20 protein-coding genes and 1 riboswitch are annotated in these 18111 nt (G+C 74.8%); of the genes, 10 read left to right on the top strand and 10 right to left on the bottom strand.

The window, feature by feature from the left end:
• Positions 1 to 54: 54 nt before the first annotated feature.
• Positions 55 to 135, bottom strand: a riboswitch (cobalamin riboswitch).
• A 125-nt stretch (positions 136 to 260) separates the two neighbouring features.
• Both LG632_RS17815 and LG632_RS17810 read right to left on the bottom strand, forming a co-directional pair.
• Positions 261 to 482 carry a hypothetical protein gene (locus LG632_RS17815; protein WP_226728315.1) on the bottom strand — a complete coding sequence of 74 codons (222 nt, stop codon included), beginning with the start codon at positions 480 to 482 and terminating at the stop codon, positions 261 to 263.
• A gap of 29 nt (positions 483 to 511) precedes the next feature.
• Positions 512 to 1774 carry an inorganic phosphate transporter gene (locus LG632_RS17810; RefSeq protein WP_226728314.1) on the bottom strand — a complete coding sequence of 421 codons (1263 nt, stop codon included), beginning with the start codon at positions 1772 to 1774 and terminating at the stop codon, positions 512 to 514.
• A 350-nt stretch (positions 1775 to 2124) separates the two neighbouring features.
• Here LG632_RS17810 and LG632_RS17805 point away from each other — a divergent pair, with 350 nt between their 5' ends.
• Both LG632_RS17805 and LG632_RS17800 read left to right on the top strand, forming a co-directional pair.
• Positions 2125 to 3255, top strand: a complete 1131-nt coding sequence (locus tag LG632_RS17805; protein ID WP_226728313.1) for an alpha/beta hydrolase family protein — start codon at positions 2125 to 2127, stop codon at positions 3253 to 3255.
• 160 nt (positions 3256 to 3415) lie between these two features.
• A complete protein-coding gene (locus LG632_RS17800) occupies positions 3416 to 4828 on the top strand; it encodes a hypothetical protein (protein ID WP_226728312.1) in 1413 nt (470 codons plus the stop codon).
• 291 nt (positions 4829 to 5119) lie between these two features.
• Here LG632_RS17800 and LG632_RS17795 read toward each other — a convergent pair whose 3' ends face one another.
• Together LG632_RS17795 and ypfJ are read right to left on the bottom strand one after the other, a co-directional pair.
• A complete protein-coding gene (locus tag LG632_RS17795) occupies positions 5120 to 5524 on the bottom strand; it encodes a VOC family protein (RefSeq protein WP_226728311.1) in 405 nt (134 codons plus the stop codon).
• A gap of 60 nt (positions 5525 to 5584) precedes the next feature.
• Positions 5585 to 6478, bottom strand: coding sequence for a KPN_02809 family neutral zinc metallopeptidase (gene ypfJ, locus LG632_RS17790; RefSeq protein WP_226728310.1), 894 nt, complete (start codon positions 6476 to 6478; stop codon positions 5585 to 5587).
• Between the two features lie 275 nt (positions 6479 to 6753).
• Between ypfJ and LG632_RS17785 the strand changes: the two genes are divergently transcribed.
• The 3 genes from LG632_RS17785 (at position 6754) to LG632_RS17775 (ending at position 9874) form a co-directional block, all read left to right on the top strand.
• Positions 6754 to 8352: an ABC-F family ATP-binding cassette domain-containing protein gene (locus LG632_RS17785; protein WP_226728309.1), complete on the top strand. Its 1599-nt coding sequence runs from the start codon at positions 6754 to 6756 to the stop codon at positions 8350 to 8352.
• A 384-nt stretch (positions 8353 to 8736) separates the two neighbouring features.
• Complete coding sequence (locus tag LG632_RS17780; protein WP_185921691.1) at positions 8737 to 8958, top strand: helix-turn-helix domain-containing protein; 222 nt, start codon at positions 8737 to 8739, stop codon at positions 8956 to 8958.
• Positions 8959 to 9094: 136 nt separating this feature from the next.
• Positions 9095 to 9874 (top strand): enoyl-CoA hydratase/isomerase family protein, encoded by a 780-nt coding sequence (locus tag LG632_RS17775; RefSeq protein WP_226728308.1) that lies wholly within the window; start codon positions 9095 to 9097, stop codon positions 9872 to 9874.
• 80 nt (positions 9875 to 9954) lie between these two features.
• Here LG632_RS17775 and LG632_RS17770 read toward each other — a convergent pair whose 3' ends face one another.
• Complete coding sequence (locus LG632_RS17770; protein ID WP_226728307.1) at positions 9955 to 10908, bottom strand: zinc-binding dehydrogenase; 954 nt, start codon at positions 10906 to 10908, stop codon at positions 9955 to 9957.
• 194 nt (positions 10909 to 11102) lie between these two features.
• On the opposite strand from LG632_RS17770, the gene LG632_RS17765 reads away from it, so the two are divergent.
• The 5 genes from LG632_RS17765 (at position 11103) to amaP (ending at position 13407) form a co-directional block, all read left to right on the top strand.
• Positions 11103 to 11546 (top strand): Asp23/Gls24 family envelope stress response protein, encoded by a 444-nt coding sequence (locus tag LG632_RS17765; RefSeq protein WP_226728306.1) that lies wholly within the window; start codon positions 11103 to 11105, stop codon positions 11544 to 11546.
• A 34-nt stretch (positions 11547 to 11580) separates the two neighbouring features.
• The gene (locus tag LG632_RS17760; RefSeq protein WP_226728305.1) at positions 11581 to 11766 is read left to right on the top strand and encodes a hypothetical protein; all 186 of its coding nucleotides are present in this window, start codon (positions 11581 to 11583) and stop codon (positions 11764 to 11766) included.
• 162 nt (positions 11767 to 11928) lie between these two features.
• Complete coding sequence (locus LG632_RS17755) at positions 11929 to 12261, top strand: Asp23/Gls24 family envelope stress response protein (RefSeq protein ID WP_226728327.1); 333 nt, start codon at positions 11929 to 11931, stop codon at positions 12259 to 12261.
• The gene (locus LG632_RS17750; RefSeq protein WP_226728304.1) at positions 12258 to 12845 is read left to right on the top strand and encodes a DUF6286 domain-containing protein; all 588 of its coding nucleotides are present in this window, start codon (positions 12258 to 12260) and stop codon (positions 12843 to 12845) included. Before LG632_RS17755 ends, LG632_RS17750 begins: the two co-directional genes overlap by 4 nt.
• 7 nt (positions 12846 to 12852) lie before the next feature.
• Positions 12853 to 13407: an alkaline shock response membrane anchor protein AmaP gene (gene amaP / locus LG632_RS17745; RefSeq protein WP_226728303.1), complete on the top strand. Its 555-nt coding sequence runs from the start codon at positions 12853 to 12855 to the stop codon at positions 13405 to 13407.
• A 34-nt stretch (positions 13408 to 13441) separates the two neighbouring features.
• Here the strand turns inward: amaP and LG632_RS17740 are convergent, their stop codons facing one another.
• The 5 genes from LG632_RS17740 to LG632_RS17720 form a co-directional block, all read right to left on the bottom strand.
• Complete coding sequence (locus LG632_RS17740; protein ID WP_226728302.1) at positions 13442 to 14197, bottom strand: SDR family oxidoreductase; 756 nt, start codon at positions 14195 to 14197, stop codon at positions 13442 to 13444.
• Positions 14198 to 14274: 77 nt separating this feature from the next.
• On the bottom strand, positions 14275 to 15075 hold the full coding sequence (locus LG632_RS17735; RefSeq protein WP_226728301.1) for an SURF1 family cytochrome oxidase biogenesis protein: 801 nt from the start codon (positions 15073 to 15075) through the stop codon (positions 14275 to 14277).
• A gap of 162 nt (positions 15076 to 15237) precedes the next feature.
• Positions 15238 to 15471: a metallothionein gene (locus tag LG632_RS17730; protein ID WP_125644766.1), complete on the bottom strand. Its 234-nt coding sequence runs from the start codon at positions 15469 to 15471 to the stop codon at positions 15238 to 15240.
• Between the two features lie 89 nt (positions 15472 to 15560).
• Positions 15561 to 16535 (bottom strand): DEDDh family exonuclease, encoded by a 975-nt coding sequence (locus tag LG632_RS17725; RefSeq protein ID WP_226728300.1) that lies wholly within the window; start codon positions 16533 to 16535, stop codon positions 15561 to 15563.
• A gap of 92 nt (positions 16536 to 16627) precedes the next feature.
• A partial coding sequence (locus LG632_RS17720; RefSeq protein WP_226728299.1) for a TerD family protein occupies positions 16628 to 18111 on the bottom strand: 1484 nt, incomplete at its 5' end.

Raw genomic sequence — 18111 nt, 5'->3', positions numbered from 1 at the left:
GCAGGTATGTCCTCACTCAGGGTCCGCGCCCTGGTTCGACGTGACCGGCGGCGAGAGTTCCTGGCTCCCGGGGGTACGTGACGTACCCGCCGGTGACAGTGGCGGGACCGCGCCGGATTCGCACCGGACTTCCTCTCCTGCCGCCGAGTTGGCCCGGGCAGTCCACCACGGCCCGCGAACGCCCGTCAACTTGCCGTTGACCTGGCCAAACGAAGAACTCCCCACGGGCGGGGCCCATGGGGAGTTCCGTCGGGGGACCGTCAGGCGACGATCAGGTAGATCCCGTACGCGACCGCCGCCGCGCACACGGCGAAGCAGGCGTAGGCGCCGCTGCGGGCCAGGGTGGCGGTGCCGCCCCGGGACGTGGCGGCCTCGTGCTTGGAGAGGCCGACGATGCCCAGGACGAACAGCGTCACGAGGGCGACGGTGGCGGAGAGGCTGACACCGAAGACGGTGCCCAGAGCTGCCCAGTCGATCTTCATACTGCTGAATCCTCTGTCGTGTGCGCCGGTCAGACCGCGGGCGCCGCGGCGGCCGGGGTCTCGCCGGGCGTGTGCGCCGGGGCCGGGATGGTGGCCTTGAGGTGCTCGTCCGCGACGGCCGCGGTGGTGCCGGCCGGCGGGACCGTCACGGCCGCCATGGCGGTGGTGACGACGCCGGGGGCCTCGTCGGCGCCGGTCTCGTTGACGTTGTGGTGGTCGACGACCTGGCGGCGGGAGATCAGCCAGATGGCCAGGCAGGAGCCCACCAGGAAGACGGTCACGGCGGCGATTCCCACGGTGCCCGTACGCATGACGTACTCGGCACCGGCACCCACCAGCGCGGCGGCCGGCAGGGTCAGGCCCCAGGCGACGAACATCCGGGTGGCGGTGGACCAGCGGACCACGCCGCCCTTGCGGCCCAGGCCCGCGCCCATGACGGCGCCGGAGCAGGCGTGGGTGGTGGACAGGGAGAAGCCCAGGGTGGAGGAGGCCAGGATGACGCTCGCGGCCGAGGTCTGGGCGGCGAAGCCCTGCTGCGGCTGGAGGTCGGTCAGGCCCTTGCCCATGGTGCGGATGATGCGCCAGCCGCCCAGGTAGGTGCCGAGGGCGATCGCCAGACCGGCGGAGACGATGACCCACACCGGCGGGTTGGAGCCGGGCGCGAGCGCGCCACCGGCGACCAGGGCCAGGGTGATGATGCCCATCGTCTTCTGGGCGTCGTTGGTGCCGTGCGCGAGGGAGACCAGACCGGCGGAGGCGATCTGGCCGGCCTTGTAGCCCTTGGCGGAGGTCTTGTCGTCGACCCGGGCGCCGAGCTTGTAGGTGACCCGGGCGGCCAGCATGGAGGCGACGCCCGCCACGATCGGGGCGGCGACGGCCGGGATGAGCACCTTGGTGACCACGACGCTGCCGTTGACCGCGCCGATGCCGGCGGAGGCGACCGCGGCGCCGACCAGGCCGCCCATCAGGGCGTGGGACGAGCTGGAGGGCAGGCCCACCAGCCACGTGAGCAGGTTCCACAGGATCGCGCCGACCAGCGCGGCGTAGATCACTTCCGGCTGGATGCCCTCTTCGTTGACGAGTCCCTTGGAGATCGTCTTGGCGACCTCCACGGACATGAACGCGCCGACGAGGTTGAGCACGGCGGACATGGCGACCGCGGTCTTGGGCTTGAGGGCGCCGGTCGAGATGGTGGTCGCCATCGCGTTGGCGGTGTCGTGGAAACCGTTCGTGAAGTCGAACACCAGAGCGGTGACGATCACGATCCCGAGGAGAAGCGTTATGTGCTCCATTTACCCAGGCTTCTGTTTGGCGTCAGTGGTCCGGCGAACGTAGGCAACCTGAGTGAACGGAAAGTGAACTGGAGCAGGACCGGCGGTGTCCCGTGCGGGGGCGAGTTCGGGCCACTGGTCCCGATTCTGTCGCAGTTATCTCCATTTGCGCACGTCAGACGGGGCCTGGAAGGGTCCCGGCGCGACACCCGAAGGGGCCTCAGGGCCCGCCGCAAGTGCGCCGCGCGAGACTCTTGTCACGCGAAGCGGAATCCCCGCCCGCCGTCGTCCCCACGCTGCGTCCACCGCCCGTCCACTCCCTGTCCGCCCTTGCGCTGGCCGCGGCGGCGCCACCGTCCGAGACTGGAACGGTGCGCACCGCTACAGCGACGGCAGCGGCCGTCACCACCACGCTGATCGGAGCCGGCGCCGCCGCCGTCGCGGCCGGCCGGTACGCCGCCGACACCGCGCTGCGGCCCCGGCCCGGGCACCCGCTGCCCGGCGAGCCCGAGCTCGTCGTCCACTCCGCGGCCGGCGGGCGGATCGCCCTCACCCGGTCGCTGGCCGCCTTGCGTCCCGGTACGTACGGCCTCCACGCCCCGGGCGTCCACGCGGTGGTCGGCCCCGTCCTGCCCGACGCCGCGCAGGCCCCCGACACCGTGGTGCGGCGGCTGCTCGCCGTCACCCACGGAAGCCTGGAACCGGGCACCCGGGTCCACCTCACCCCGCAGGTCCACGCCGGCGACCCGCGCGGCGCCCTCGGGCTCGACCACGCCGACGTGGACGTCCCCGGCGAGCTCGGGCCGCTGCCCGCCTGGTTCGTACCCGCCGCCCGCGCCACCTGGGTGATCACCGTGCACGGCCTCGGCACCACCCGGGAGCACCCGATGGTGGTCATGCCCTTCCTGCACCGCCACCAGCTGCCCGTCCTCGACCTCGGCTACCGCGGCGACCGGGGCGCCCCCGCCTCCCCGGACGGCCTCGGCCACCTCGGTGAGTCCGAGTGGCGCGACGTGGACGCCGCCCTGCGCTACGCCCTGCGCTTCGGCGCCCGGCGGATCGTGCTGCACGGCTGGTCCACCGGCGCGGCCATGGCGCTGCGCGCCGCCGAGCGGTCGGCGCTCGCCGACCGGATCAGCGCCCTGGTCCTGGACTCGCCGGTGCTCGACTGGCACACCACCTTGCGCGCCCTCGCCGCCGCCCGCGGCACCCCGGCCCCGCTGCTGCCGCTCGCGGTCAAGGCCGCCGAGAGCCGCGCCGGGCTGCGCGCCGACCACCGCGCCCCGGCCGCCGACCCTGCCTCCTTGCGGGTCCCGGTCCTGCTGTTCCACGGCCCCGACGACACCCTGGCGCCCTGGGGCCCCTCCCGCGCGCTGGCCGAGGCCCGGCCCGACCTCGTCACCTTCCACACCGTCCACGAGGCGCCGCACGGGGCGATGTGGAACGCCGACCCCGCGCGCTACGAGGAAGCCCTGCGCCGGTTCCTGACGCCGCACATGTGAGCGTCGCGGGGGTGTCGCGCGGGCGCGGTGTGAACGCCGTACCACGATCGTGCGACACCCGTGCGGACAGGCCGTGTTGTCCGGGTCCGTCCCCCTGTCGACCAGCGGTAACGCGACGTTCCGTTTGGGCTTTCGGCGCGTGACGGGCGAGACTGCTTCCGTGACGTCCCGAAAGCCTGATGAGCAGTTGGCTCGCGACTCCAGACTCCGACTCGTCTCCGCGCGTTCGGTCGCCACCGCCCGCAAGGCGGTCACCGACCGGCGCACCCGGCCCGCGCCCCGGCCGCCGGCGGGCACCCCCGCGCAGGCCGACCTCGCGAACCGGGCCCGGGCCTCACTCGCCGACGCGCACCGCGTCGCCCGCTGGGCCGAGCGGCACCTCGGCGCCGCCGACGGATCCCGCCCCGCACCGGCCGGGGCGCTGCCGCCCGCCGACGTCGAACGGGCCGCGGCCGACCTGGGACTGACGCACGGCCAGGTCCGCGCCGGGTGGGACCGCGCCCGGCTGGCCGGTCTGGTCGAGGTGCACGGCGGCACCGCCCGCCCCGGCTGGCGGATGCGCGCCTGGGACCGCGACGACACCGCCGTGCTGCGCGGCTGGGTCGCCCTCTTCGACGCCTGGTCGCTGGTCCACCCGGCCCCCGCCGACCTCGCCCCGGCGGCCGTGGCCGAGGTCGTGGAGGCCATGCCGCAGCTGCTGTCGCTGCTCCAGCTCTCGGCCGGGCCGGTCACCGTCCCCGACCTGCTGGACCTGCTCGGCCAGCGCGTCGCCGAACTGCGCGACGAGCGCTGCGAGGTGCCGTACGACCCCGAAGGGCCCGCGCCCGACGACGAGGCCGCCGAGCGGCCGCTGCCGCTGGCCCGGCTGCTGCGCTGGGCCCTCGGCGGGCTGGCCGCCGTGGACGCCGTCACCCTGGGCCCCGCCCAGGCCTCCCTCACCCCGCTCGGCAGCTGGGCGGTGTGGGTGAAGCTGGAGCAGATCTGCGTGGCCGCGCAGAGCCCGGCCGGGAACATCGAGCAGTCGGCGGCGGCCATGCTGCACGGCTGTGCCCGGCTGACTCCCGGGCCCGCCCGCGCCGAGTACCGGGCCTGGCTCGCCGCCCGGCCCGTCGGACACGCCGTCAGCGAGCTGCTGCAGGCCGCCCGGGGGGAGGACGCGCTGCTGCGGGGGCTGGCCTTCGAGGCGCTGCGGGTGGTCGGCGCCCCCGCCGAGCCCGAGGTGCGGGCCGCCGCCCGGGAGGCCGCCCTGCGTCCCTACGCGCTGCTGTGGCTCGCCGAGCACGACGGGGCCGACCCCGAGGACGCCCACGACGTGCTCACGCCCGAGGAGGCGACCTGGCTCTGGGTGGACACCGCCGCGGCCATCACCGACCACGGTGAGGCGGACCTGCTGGCCCGGCACCTGGACTCGGCCGTCCGCACGACCGTGCCGCGGCTGCTGGACGAGGTGCGCGCGGTGGGGCATCCGCGCACCGTGCAGGTGCTGGTCGCGCTGGCCGCGGCGCATCCCGATCCGGCGCTGGCCAAGGCCGTGCGGCGGGCGGCGTTCCAGGTGCACACGGGCGGAGCCTAGGCGCTGCGCTCGGCCTGGGCTGGTGTGGCCTTGCCTGGGCCGGGCTTGCGTGGCCTTGCCTGGGCCGGGCTTGGCTTCGGTGGGGGTGGGGGCTCCGAGTGGGGGTGTCCGGGACTGCATGATTTATGGCGGTCCCGGATGATTTTGTATCTCTTGCCGTGGGCACGCCGCACATCACGCTTTACGTCCCGGACGCCCCCACCCTGCGCCCCCGCCCCCACCCCCTCGCCCCGTCACCGGCCCCCGGCCGCCTTGTGTCCTCGGCCTTCGGTCGTCGGGCGCCCTCGGGGGCTACGCGGCCGTCGTGGCCGGGGTGTATGTGCCGAAGGTCCAGATGTTGCCCTCCTGGTCGCGGGCCATGTAGTCCCGGGAGCCGTAGTCCTGGTCCGTCGGTTCCGTCACGATCTGGACGCCGTGCTGCACGGCCCGGCGGTGGTGTGCGTCCACGTCCTCCACCACCACGTACACCCCGGCCGGGCCCGCTCCGGACATCGCCGTGTCGAACGCCCCGCCGGTGCCCTTGCTGCCGAGCATCACCACGCCGTTGCCGTAGGCCAGCTCGGCGTGGACCACCGCGCCGCTCTCCGCCTCGTACACGGCGACCTGGGTGAAGCCGAAGGCCTCCGTCAGGACCTTGATGGCCGTCTTCGCGTCCCGGTACAGCAGCGTCGGACTGATGGACGGATGCCCTGCCATGACGACCACTCCCTCTCGTGAATGTGACCCACGGCACAGTCTGGCAGGCGCCGCCGGCACTCAGCGGAAGGTGTTGCACCGGGCCATGTCACCGGTCCGGTAGCCCTCGTAGAACCACTGCTGCCGCTGCTCGGCCGACCCGTGCGTCCAGGACTCCGGGGTCACCCGGCCCTGGAACTTCTCCTGGATCCGGTCGTCGCCGACCGCCGCCGCCGCGTCCAGCCCGTCACGGATGTCCTGGTCCGTCAGCAAGGTGATCAGCGGGCGCCCGGTGGACTCGTCCGGGGTCCGGGTCGCGTGGTGCGCCCACACCCCGGCGTAGCAGTCGGCCTGGAGCTCGACCTTCACGGCGTTGCTGTCCGCGCCCTGCCGCCCGTCCTGGGCCCGCTGGAGCGTGCCCAGCAGGTTCTGGACGTGGTGCCCGTACTCGTGGGCGACCACGTACGCCTGCGCGAACGGCCCGCCGGTCGCGCCGAACTTCGAGCGCAGGTCGTCGAAGAACCCGAGGTCCAGGTAGACCTGCCGGTCGGCCGGGCAGTAGAAGGGCCCCACCGCGGCGGTGGCCGCGCCGCAGGCGGTGTTCACCCGGCCGGTGAAGAACACCGTCGACGCGGGGCTGTACGTACCGCCGCGCCGGGCGAACTCCTGGCGCCAGAAGTCCTGGGTGCTGTTGACCACCGCCACCAGCCGGCAGTCCTCGCGCCGGTTGGCGTCCTGACCGGTCCGGCAGGCCTGCTGCACCTGGGCGGCGGACGAGGGGGCGGGGGCGACCTGCGGGTCGTCGCCGGAGGACAGGCCCAGCTGGTCCGGCCCCACACCGAAGAGCAGGCCCAGCACCAGGGCGATCAGACCGGCGACGCCGCCGCCGATCGTGGCCCGCCCGCCCGGGACGCGACCGCCGCGGACGTCCTTGACCTCGGAGGTGTCCAGATTCGCGTTGTCGTCGAACTGCATCCCGCACCGCCCTCGATCCGCACCCGGCCGCACCTGTGCCGGGTGTCAGCTCCTTCATCCTGATACGCGCCGCACCCGCCGCGCGTGGCCCGAGGGCCGAACGGGCGACGGCACGCGACCGCGCGAAAGGTGCCGGAGCCCACACCCGTGGTCCGTAAACCGGTTGCACACCCCCGCTAGAATGAATCCCATGGCAAATCTCCTCGCGGATTAGCGGCGTCGAAGCACGCGTCACGCCCTGCCTTCCGCCGTACCCACCGCCCTGGAGCATTTCCGTGATCACCGCCACCGGCATCGAGCTGCGCGCCGGCGCCCGCGTCCTCATCGAGAACGCCTCTTTCCGTGTCGCCAAGGGCGACCGCATCGGACTCGTCGGCCGCAACGGCGCCGGCAAGACCACCCTGACCAAGTGCCTGGCCGGCGAGGGCCAGCCCGCCGCCGGCGCCATCACCCGTTCGGGCGAGGTCGGCTACCTCCCGCAGGACCCCCGCACCGGTGACCTCGACGTCCTGGCCCGCGACCGGATCCTGTCCGCGCGCGGCCTGGACACCCTGCTGAAGAAGATGCGCGCCAACGAGGACCGCATCGCCAACGGCAGCGGCGCGACGCGCGACAAGGCCCTCAAGCAGTACGAGCGCCAGGAGACCGAGTTCCTCACCAAGGGCGGGTACGCCGCCGAGGCCGAGGCCGCCACCATCGCGGCCGCCCTCGGTCTGCCCGACCGGGTCCTCGGCCAGCCGCTGCACACCCTCTCCGGCGGCCAGCGCCGCCGCGTCGAGCTGTCGCGGATCCTGTTCTCGGACGCCGACACCCTGCTCCTCGACGAGCCCACCAACCACCTCGACGCCGACTCGATCGTGTGGCTGCGGGACTACCTCAAGACCTACCGCGGCGGCTTCATCGTGATCTCCCACGACGTCGACCTGGTCGAGACGGTGGTCAACAAGGTGTTCTACCTGGACGCCAACCGCTCGGTCATCGACGTCTACAACATGGGCTGGAAGCTCTACCAGCAGCAGCGCGAGGCCGACGAGAAGCGCCGCAAGCGCGAGCGCCAGAACGCCGAGAAGAAGGCCGCGGCCCTGAACTCCCAGGCCGACAAGATGCGCGCCAAGGCCACCAAGACCGTCGCCGCGCAGAACATGGCCCGCCGCGCCGAACGCCTGCTGGCCGGCCTGGAGGCCGTCCGCGTCCAGGACAAGGTCGCCAAGCTGCGCTTCCCGGAGCCGGCGCCCTGCGGCAAGACCCCGCTGACCGCCGAGGGCCTGTCCAAGTCCTACGGCTCGCTGGAGATCTTCACCGACGTCGACCTGGCCATCGACAAGGGCTCCCGGGTCGTCATCCTGGGCCTCAACGGCGCCGGCAAGACCACCTTGCTGCGCCTGCTGGCGGGCGTGGAGAAGCCCGACACCGGCGAGGTCACCCCCGGCCACGGCCTCAAGCTCGGCTACTACGCCCAGGAGCACGAGACCCTCGATCCGGAGCGGAGCGTCCTGGAGAACATGCGCTCCTCCGCGCCCGACCTCGACCTGGTCGAGGTCCGCAAGGTGCTGGGCTCGTTCCTGTTCTCCGGCGACGACGTGGACAAGCCGGCCGGCGTGCTCTCCGGCGGCGAGAAGACCCGGCTGGCCCTGGCCACGCTGGTCGTCTCCTCCGCGAACGTGCTGCTGCTGGACGAGCCCACCAACAACCTCGACCCGGCCAGCCGCGAGGAGATCCTCGGCGCGCTGCGCACGTACAAGGGCGCCGTCATCCTCGTCACGCACGACGAGGGCGCGGTCGAGGCACTGGAACCGGAGCGGATCATCCTGCTGCCCGACGGCGTCGAGGACCTGTGGGGCCCGGACTACCGGGACCTCGTGGCCCTGGCCTGACGGGTGGCCGCCCGGTCCGGGCCGCCCCGGGCCGCCGCCGCGCGCCCGTTGATCGAAGCGCTTCTGGATCATTCGGCTCACCGGTGATCCATCATCTGAGTGAGGCGGTCTGGTACCGCTGCCCGCTGTGACTCCGCCCCGGCCGCGCCGACCTTGTTGCGCGGCCGGGGCGTTTTTATTCCCGCACCGGCCCCTGACCTGGAATTTCCCTCCGCCGACTGCGGAGCGTCACCGAACCCTTGCTGCGGAAGAGAAGATTCCGTTCTGCTCGCGTGTCCACTCCTCGGGAAATGCCGTCGTACCGACCTCGCGGAATGGGTGGCCAGGAAGCCCGGGAGGGGTGATCATGAGAAGTCCAGAGCGCACTTCCATGAGGAGGCACGGGTGGCCGAGACTCTGAAGAAGGGCAGCCGGGTGACCGGCGTCGCGCGCGACAAGCTCGCGGCAGACCTCAAGAAGAAGTACGACTCCGGTGCGAGCATCCGGGCGCTGGCCGAGGAGACGGGCCGGTCCTACGGATTCGTCCACCGGATGCTGAGCGAAGCAGGAGTCACACTGCGTGGTCGCGGCGGCGCGACGCGCGGCAAGAAGGCGGCCTCGGTCTGAACCGGACCGCCTGACCCACCGGAACCGGACCTTCGGTGACCCCCGGTCGGTCTCGTGGCCGACTGGGTGGTTACTGTGCAGTCACTTATGGCCGACGGCCGCCCGCAACGGCCGACTGCACACCGGAGGCGCACAGATGGCTCTTCTCGACAAGGACGGCGTACGGCTCACCGTCGACGACACGGTCGCCACGGTGTCGCTGACCAATCCGGCCAAGCGAAACGCCCAATCCCCCGCGCTCTGGCGGGCGTTGGCGGAAGCCGGGCGGTCGCTGCCGGGCACCGTCCGGGTCGTCGTGCTGCGCGGCGAGGGCAAGTCCTTCTCCGCGGGGCTGGACCGGCAGGCCTTCACGCCCGAAGGCTTCGAGGGCGAGCCGTCCTTCCTCGATCTGGCGCGCGGCTCCGACGAGCTCCTCGACGCCACCATCGCCGAGTACCAGGAAGCGTTCACCTGGTGGCGGCGCAACGACATCGTCACGATCGCGGCCGTCCAGGGCCACGCGATCGGCGCGGGCTTCCAGCTCGCCCTCGCCTGTGACCTGCGGGTCGTGGCCGAGGACGTCCAGTTCGCCATGCGCGAGACCAGCCTCGGCCTGGTGCCCGACCTCGGCGGGACCCAGCCGCTGACCGCCCTCGTGGGCTACGCCCGTGCCCTGGAGATCTGCGCCACCGGCCGGTACGTCCAGGCCGAGGAGGCCGAGCGCATCGGCCTGGCCAATCTCGTCGTGCCCGCCGCGGAGCTGGACGCCGCCGTCCAGGACCTCGTCGCCGCCCTGGTGGCACCCCCGCGGGACGCGGTGATCGAGACCAAGGCCCTGCTCCGCGGCGCCACCGGGCGCAGCTACGACGAGCAGCGCGTGGCCGAGCGCGCCGCCCAGGGCCGCCGCCTGCGCGACCTCGCGGGCCTGTCCGACTGACCGCCCGTCCGACCTGCCCGCCCGGCGCGGTGCGGCCGCCCGCGTGCCGGCCCCCGTACCGGCGCGCGGACGGCCGCGGCTCAAGGGATCAGCAGGGCCTTGCCCGCGATCTCGCGGGCCTCGATCGCCCGGTGGGCGTCGGCCGCCCGCGCCAGCGGGAACGTCCGCGCGATCACCGGGCGCAGCCGGCCCGCCGCCGCCTCGGCTAGGGCCAGCGCCCCCAGCCGGGTGACCTCCGCGGCGGGCAACTGCAGCTCGGCGATCCCGCGCAGCGTGATGCCCCGGCGCTCGGCCTCCGCCGGGTCGATCGGGGTGAAGCCGCCGCTCGGCGCGCCGTGCGCGGAGACCCGGCCGCCGTCCCGGACCAGGGCGAAGGCGGCCGTGCCCAGCGCCCCGCCGACCCCGTCCAGCAGGACGTCCACCGCCCCGCCCACCCGTTCGGTCCAGTCCGGCTCGGAGTAGTCGACCACCGTCCGCGCCCCCAGCGACCGCACCAGCGCGAGCTTCCGCTCGCCCCGCGCCGCGGCCACCACGTGCGCCCCCGCCGCGACCGCCCGCTGCACCAGCAGCGTGCCCATCCCGCCGGCCGCGCCCAGGATCAGCACCCGCTCACCGGGACCGATGCCGACGCCCTCGACCAGGGCGGTCCCGGTCACCCCGTCGTGGGCGAGCGCCGCCGCCTCCCGCAGGTCCAGCCCGTCCGGCACCGGGATCAGCCGCTCCAGCGGGACCCGGACCAGCTCGGCGTACGTGCCCTTGGTCCCCGGCGCGGCCACCACCCGGCGGCCGAGCCAGTCCCCGGCCACCCCGGGGCCCACCGAGACCACCGTGCCGGCGGCGGCGCCGCCCGGCACGAACGGCGGGACGAAGCCGAAGCGCTCGCCCCAGCCCCCGCGGATCTGGGTCTCCACGTAGATGGTGTCCACGGCTTCCGCCCGGACGACCACCTCCCCGGGCCCGGCCACCGGATCGGCCCGCTCCACCGGGACCAGCTCCTCCGGGCCGCCGTACCGGGCCACCTCGATCGCGCGCATGGCACTCCCCCTGTCCTCTCGGCCGCCGACCGGCCTTGATCACTGCGTCGAGTCTCGGACCTCGACCGCACTTGAGGTCAAGCGCGTCCCGAGCGGGGCCGGAGCGGCGCCGCAGGAGTCCGCGCATGGGAGGGCGGGCGCGGGGTAAGGCGCTTACCGTGGTCGGGAGTCCGTACGCGCGAAGGGAGACGGCGATGACCGAATCCGCACTCGGCGATCCGGCGCGGGAACCGGCCGACCGCGGCCGGACCAGCATCGCCGACGGGGTGGTGGAGAAGATCGCCGGCCTGGCGGCCCGCGAGGTCCCCGGCGTGCACGCCCTGGGCAGCGGCCTGGCCCGCACTCTCGGCTCCGTGCGCGACCGGGTCCCCGGTGGGGCCCGCGCGGCGGCGTCACGCGGGGTGAAGGCCGAGGTCGGCGAGGTGCAGACGGCGCTCGACATGGAGCTCGTCATGGACTACGGCGTGTCGATCCGCGCCGTCGCCCGGGCGGTGCGGGAGAACGTCGTGGCATCGGTGGAACGGATGACGGGACTGGAGGTCGTCGAGGTCAACATCGCGGTGATCGACGTCAAACTGCCCGACGAGGACGACGGGGACGACGAGGGGCCGGAGCCCGCCAGGACCCGGCTGCAGTAGCGCGCGGCGCGCAACGGCGCCGAGAGGAGTCCGCATGAGCATGGCTGTCGCCGGGATGCTGGCCGGCATGGCGTTGGGGTTCGCCGGCTTCTTCGGCGGGTTCGGGGCGTTCTTGCTGGTGGCGGCGCTCGGCGCGATCGGCTTCGTCCTCGGCCGGTTCGTCGACGGCGACCTCGAACCGGGTGACTTCTTCCGCCCGCGCGACGACCGGCACAGGTGAGGGCCGGTGACCACCGCACCGGACCCCCGGCCGTCGGCCGCCGGCACGCCCACGCCGTCGGCCGCAGCGGCACCGCCGCCTGCCGGGACCACGCCCCCGGCCTCCGCCGGGCACCCCGCCCGGTCTGCCGCGTCCGCGCGGGCCGCCGCACGGGTCCAGCAGGTGCCGGCCGGCGAGCGCGGGGCCACGAGGATCGCCGACCGGGTCGTGGCCAAGATCGCCGCGCGGGCGGCCCAGGAGGCCCTCACCGGTCCGCCGGCGGGCGCGGCCCCACCGCACGCCGCCGTCACCGTGCACCACGACATCGCCCGGGTGCGGATCAGCCTGGAACTCGGCTACCCCACCGACATCGCCGCCCAGTGCGCGGCCGTCCGCCGTCAGGTCGCCGACCGCGTCGAGGAATGCACCGACATGGCCGTGCCGGAGGTGGACATCGACGTCGAGCACCTGCACGCCGGACCCGGCGCCGGGTCGGCGCGGGGCCGCGTGCGATGAGCGGGCCGTCCGCCGCCCGTCCGCCGGAGGCCGCCCCGCGGCGGCCCCGCCGGTTCCGCTCCGCCCGGCGGCTGCCGGCCGCCCTGGTCGCGCTGGTGGTCCTGGCCGTCACCGGCCTGTTCCTGTACGACCTCGCCGCCGTGCGCGCCCACCGCCCCGGCATGCAGTGGCGCCGCGAGCTCGGCCGCCAGCTGGAACGGCACACCCCCGCGGACGCCGCCGTGATCGCCGCCGCTGCCGCCCTGGCCGCCGCCGGGCTCCTCCTGCTGCTGCTCGCCCTGACCCCCGGCCGGGGCGGGCTGCTGGCGATGGCGAGTCCGGCCCCCGCCGTCCGCGCCGGGATCGGCCGCAAGAGCGCCGAACTGCTCCTGCGCGACCGGGCCATGGAGGTCCCCGGGGTGCGGTCGGTCCGGGTGGCCGTGCGCCGCCGGCACGTCGTGGTCCGGGCCGCCTCGCACTTCCGGGAGCTGGACGACGTACGGGCCGACCTCGACGCGGTGCTCGCCGTGGGCCTGGCGGAACTGGGGCTCGTCCGCGACCTGCCCGTGCGGGTGCGGGTCACCCGCCCGGCCGGGAAGGGGTGAGCGCGGCGTGCTCGGGGTGGCCAACCGGATCCTGCTCGCGCTGATCGGCGCCGCGGCGGTGCTCGCCGCTACGGCGGTGCTCACCGCGTCCTGGCCCTTCACCGGCCGTCGCGACCCGCTGCTCGGCGAGAGCGGCCGGCGCCACCTGCACGCCGAGGGCTGGTGGTGGTGGGCGCCGGCCGCCGGTCTCGCCGTGGCCGTGGTGCTGGCCCTGTGGTGGCTGCTCGCCCAGCTGCGCCGCTCCCGGCTGCCGTCCGTGCTGATCGACACCGGGGACGGCGGCTACGCGGTGCTGCGCGGCCGGGCGCTGGAGGAGGCGGTGGCCGGCGAGTGCGACGCCCTGGACGGGGTGGCCTCGTGCCGGGTCCGGCTGCACGGCCGGCGCGACGCGCCCGCCCTGCGGATCGTGCTGCGGCTGGAGCCGTACGCCGTCCCGGCCGACGTACTGGCCGCGCTCGCCGGACCGGTGCTCGACCACGCCCGGACCTCGGCGGGCCTGCCCGAACTGCCCGTCGAGGCCCGCCTGCTGGTCACCGCCCACCACGCGCCCCGGGTGACCTGACCGCCCTTCCCCCGGGAAGGGGGAGGGGCGGCGGTCAGAACCCGTGCCGGGCGCCCCCGTCCACCGGGAGCATGAGGCCGGTCAGGTACGAGGCGGCCGGGGACAGCAGGAACGCCGCCGTCCGGCCGAACTCCTCCGGGGTGCCGTAGCGGCGCAGCGGGATCCGGGCCTCGTTGGCCGCCCGGGCCCCCTCCGCGTCACCCGACAGCGCGTCCAGCTCCCGCACCCGGTCGGTGTCGATCCGGGCCGGCAGCAGGCCGACCACCCGGATCCCCCGCGGTCCCAGTTCGTCGGCCAGGGACTTGGCGAAGCCGGCCAGGCCGGGCCGCAGGCCGTTGGAGATGGTCAGGCCCGGGATCGGCTCGTGCACCGAACCCGACAGCACGAAGCCGACGACCCCGCCCTCCCCGAGCTCGGCCGCCGCGGTGCGGGCCAGCCGTACGGCGCCCAGGAAGACCGCCTCGAACGCGGCCAGCCACTGGGCGTCGGTGTTGTCCGCGGCGAAACCGGGCGGCGGGCCGCCGACGCTGATCAGGATGCCGTCGAACCGGCCGAAGTGCCGGCGGGCGGTGCCGATCAGCAGGTCGGCGGTCTCCGGGTCGGCGTTGTCGGCGGCGACGCCGAGGGCGCCCGGCCCCAGTTCGGCCGCGGCGTCCTTGACGCGCTGCTCGTCCCGCGCGGCGAGGACGACCTTCGCGCCGTCGGCGGTCAGTTCGCGGGCGGCGGCCAGGCCCAGCCCGCGGCTGGCACCGGTGACGACGTAGACACGGTCCTTCAGTCCAAGATCCATGGCCCTACGCTACGCGCTGCGCGCCGCGCCAGGCCGTGTCTTCCGGATCGGGCCCGGCATGATCCGGAAGAGACGGCCTAGGCACGCGCGGGCGCGTTCTCCCCGGCGTCCCGCGCGGCCTCCGCCGCGGCGGCCTCGGCGCGTTCGCGCTGCTCGCGGCGGAGCAGGACCACCCAGCCCACCGGCACCCCGGCGGCGAACAGCCACCACTGGATCGCGTACGCCATGTGCGCGCCGATGGAGTCGTGGTCGGGGGCGCCGACCGGCTCCGGCTCGCCGTTGCCGGGGACCGGGTCGGTCAGCTCCAGGTAGCCGCCGAGCACCGGCCGGCCCAGCGCCCGGGCCTGCTGCTCGCTGTTGATCAGCATCACCTGACGGTCCGGCAGGCCGCTGCGGTCCTTGATACCGCTGCCGCCGCTGGTCTCGTCGGCCTTCAGCCGCCCGGTGACGGTCACCTCGCCGGTGGGCGCGGCCGGCACCGGCGGGTAGGCCTGCGGGTCGCCGCCGCCGGCCACCCAGCCGCGGTTGACCAGGGCCACCCGGCCGTCGGCCAGGAGCAGCGGGGTGATCACGTGGAAGCCGACCCGGTCGTCGCTGTTGGTCCGCATGCGGACGACGACCTCGTGGGCGGCGTCGAAGGTGCCGGTCGCGGTGACCGTACGCCAGTAGTCCGAGCGCGGCACGGTGTGGCCGGGGGAGGTCAGCTCGGTGACCGGTACCGGCTTCGCGTCGAGGTTCGCCGCGATCAGCCGGTTGTCCGAGACCCGGCGCTCATGGCGGTGGTACTGCCAGAACCCCAGCTTGATCATCACGGGGATGAGGACGAGGGCGACGAGGGTGAGGCACACCCACTGCCGGGTCAGGACGAATCGGTACACGCCTCGACGGTACCCCGCGCACGGCGCACCCCGGCGGCCGGGGGGCCGCCGGGGCGCGGGGGGAGGAGGGGAGAGGGAGGGGAGGGAGGGGAGGGGACGGCTTCAGGGGCGTGAGCGTGGGGACGGGGACGGGGATGGGAGGGCCGGGGGCCGGTGGCCGGGTCAGACGCGGTCGACGATGCCCACCTTCCCCTCCGCGCGGGCGCAGTGCGCACCGCAGTACCACTTGCCCTCGGCCTCGACGCCCTGGCCGATGATCTGGACCCGGCAGTGCTCACAGATGGGCGCCATGCGGTGAATGGCGCAGGAGAAGCAGTCGAAGACGTGCACCGCGCCCTGCGCGTGCACCTCGAAGGACATGCCGTAGTCGTTTCCGCAGACCTCGCAACGAGCCATGCGCCGCATGCTGCGGAGCCGTGCCTACCGGGGCAAGGTCCCGCGGGGTGAGTCGGCCGCCGAGCACCCGCCCGGCGCAACGCCGGCCGTCAGTCGGCGGGGGCGACGTCCCGCAGCAGCTGGGTGAAGGCGGCCTCGTCGACGATCGGGGTGCCGTACGCCTTGGCCTTGACCGTCTTCGACGTGGCCGCGTCGGGGTCGTTGGTCACGAGCAGGCTCGTGAGCCGCGACACACTCGTGGCGATGTGCAGCCCGGCCTCGATCGCGCGGTCCTCCAGCAGCTCCCGCTCCACGGAGGTGTCACCCGAGAAGGCGATCCGCATGCCCTGCTTCAGCGGCCGGCCCTCCTCGAACCGCCCCGGGTTCGGGTACGGGCACGGGGGCCGCTTGCGCGAGGGGCGCCAGCTGACGGACCGGTAGGACGGCTGGTACCCGATCCGCGGCGTGGCCGGCGCGTCCGACCACTCGGTCAGCGGCCGGCACTCCAGCAGCGGCAGCCGTACGTTGTCCCGCGCGGCGGCGTGCAGCGACGGACGGAAGGCCTCCGCCAGCACCCGCGCGTCGTCGAGCGCGTGGTGGGCGCGCTGCTGGACCACGCCGAAGTGCGCGGCGAGCGACTCCAGCTTGTGGTTGGGCAGCGGCAGGTCCAGCTCCTTCGACAGGGCGATGGTGCACAGCCGCTGGCGCACCGGGGCCTGGGAGTCGGCCCGGGCGTACTCCCGGGCGATCATCTGCCAGTCGAAGATGGCGTTGTGCGCCACGAGGACCCGGTCCGCGAGCCGGTCGGCGAACTCCTCGGCGATGTCCGCGAACAGCGGCGCGTCCGCCAGCACCTCGCTCGTCAGGCCGTGGATCCACACGGGACCCGGGTCGCGCTGGGGGTTGACCAGCGTGTACCAGTGGTCCTCCACATTGCCCCGTGCGTCGAGCCGGTAGACGGCGGCGGACACTATCCGGTCGTCGCGAGCGAGCCCGGTCGTCTCCACGTCGACGACCGCGTACCCCTGGGGATACGCGGTCGGCCACGTCGTCTCTGCGGTCGTACGGTCGTCGAGCATGGTCACAGAGGATACGGGCCCGCACCGACAGCCCCGCCGCCCGCGGGGTCGCTTTCCGGCCGCCGGGCCCGCCCGCCGGGCCGTCCCCGGGCCCGCGGTCAGCCGAGCTCCGCGACCAGTTCCCCGGCGGTGACCTCCCGGAATCCCGGGCCGTAGGCGGCCGTTGCGGGGAACAGCCGGTAGACCGTGCCGGTGGCCCGGTCCGGCGCCGGACCGCCGTGCACCGTGGCCAGGAACACCCGCTTTCCGGAGGCGAGTCGGGCCGCCCCCGCCTCGGGGTCCCCGCCGGGCACCCGCAGGTCCGGCTCCGTGAGCCGCGCGATCCGGTCCGCGAAGGCGGCCGCCGGCTCGTCCGCCGCGCGCCGGAACGTCCACAGCTCGTCGGCCGCGCCCGGCTCCCGGGCCCGGCGCAGCACGGCCACCTCCCGGGTGCGGACGGCCGCCCGCCACACCGTCAGGTCCCACAGCGTCACCCGGGACCGTGCGCCGAACTGCTCGTGGACGTCCCGGACCACCTCGCCCAGCCGCGGGCCCATCGCGGCCACGCTCTGGAAGCCCTCGGCCGGGGGCAGGTGCACGTCGGTCCACAGCGCCTGCCGCTCGGCCAGGTCCACGACCATCGGCAGGCAGATCCGGGACGCGCCCGCCAGGTCGAAGCGCTGGCGGACGGTGCGCGGGTCGTACGAGGCGCCCCGCGGGCCGTGGGCGGGCAGCGCCATGAAGCCCGCGAAGGCGTCGGTCAGTTGGTCGAAGGGCACGTTGTTGAAGCTGAGGACCAGCGGGACGGCGTACCGGACCCCGTGCGCGGCCAGCCGTGCCGGGTCGAGGTCGACGTACTCGGTGGCGCCGTCGGGGGCGGGGGCGGAGGTGAGGTCCCCGGAGTGGACGGCCGCGTCCTCGCCGAACCGCAGGTGGGTGTAGTCGCACAGGCCGGCGAAGCCCCAGTCGGCGTCGAAGAACGCGACCGACAGGTCCAGGTCGGTGCGGTTGCCCTCCGGTTCGGTCCAGTGCAGGAACATCCGCAGCACCTCGCCCTCCGGAACCGGCCGGCGACTGCCCCGGGGGACCGCGACCAGGGCCCTGGCCGTGGCGCGCTCGGTGAAGGGGACGGTCAGGTCGGCCAGGTCCGTGTCGAGCACGGCGAGCTCGTACGCGCCACCGCCACGGCCACCGTCGACGCCCCCGCCGCCGAGGCCCCCGCCGCCGACGTCCCCGCCGTCAGGGTCGCCCTGGCCCTGCCCCCGCGCGCCGCGCTCGCCGGCCGCGGCGAAGCGCCGGAGCAGCTCGGCCTCCAGCAGCGCCACGGCCTGCGTCACGTGGCGGGCGGGCAGCGGCGGGCGCCGCTCCGGCACCGCGAGGGCGCGGGTCACCTCGCCGCCGGGGAAGAACACCCGGCGCCGCCCGGTCCGGTCCTCGGCCCGCACCCGCAGCGCGCCGAGCGCGGACAGCAGCGGACCGGGTCCCACCTTCGGCAGCCCTTGGCGCAGCGCGCGCACCAACCCCGCAGGCAGTCCGCCGGGCTCGCCGTCGGACCCGGCCGCGGACCCGGCCGGCCGCCCGCCGGGCTCGCCGTCGGTCCCGG

It is taken from the genome of Streptomyces antimicrobicus, assembly GCF_020532625.1.
Classification (GTDB): domain Bacteria; phylum Actinomycetota; class Actinomycetes; order Streptomycetales; family Streptomycetaceae; genus Streptomyces; species Streptomyces antimicrobicus.
This window is presented reverse-complemented; position numbering and strand designations above follow the sequence as displayed.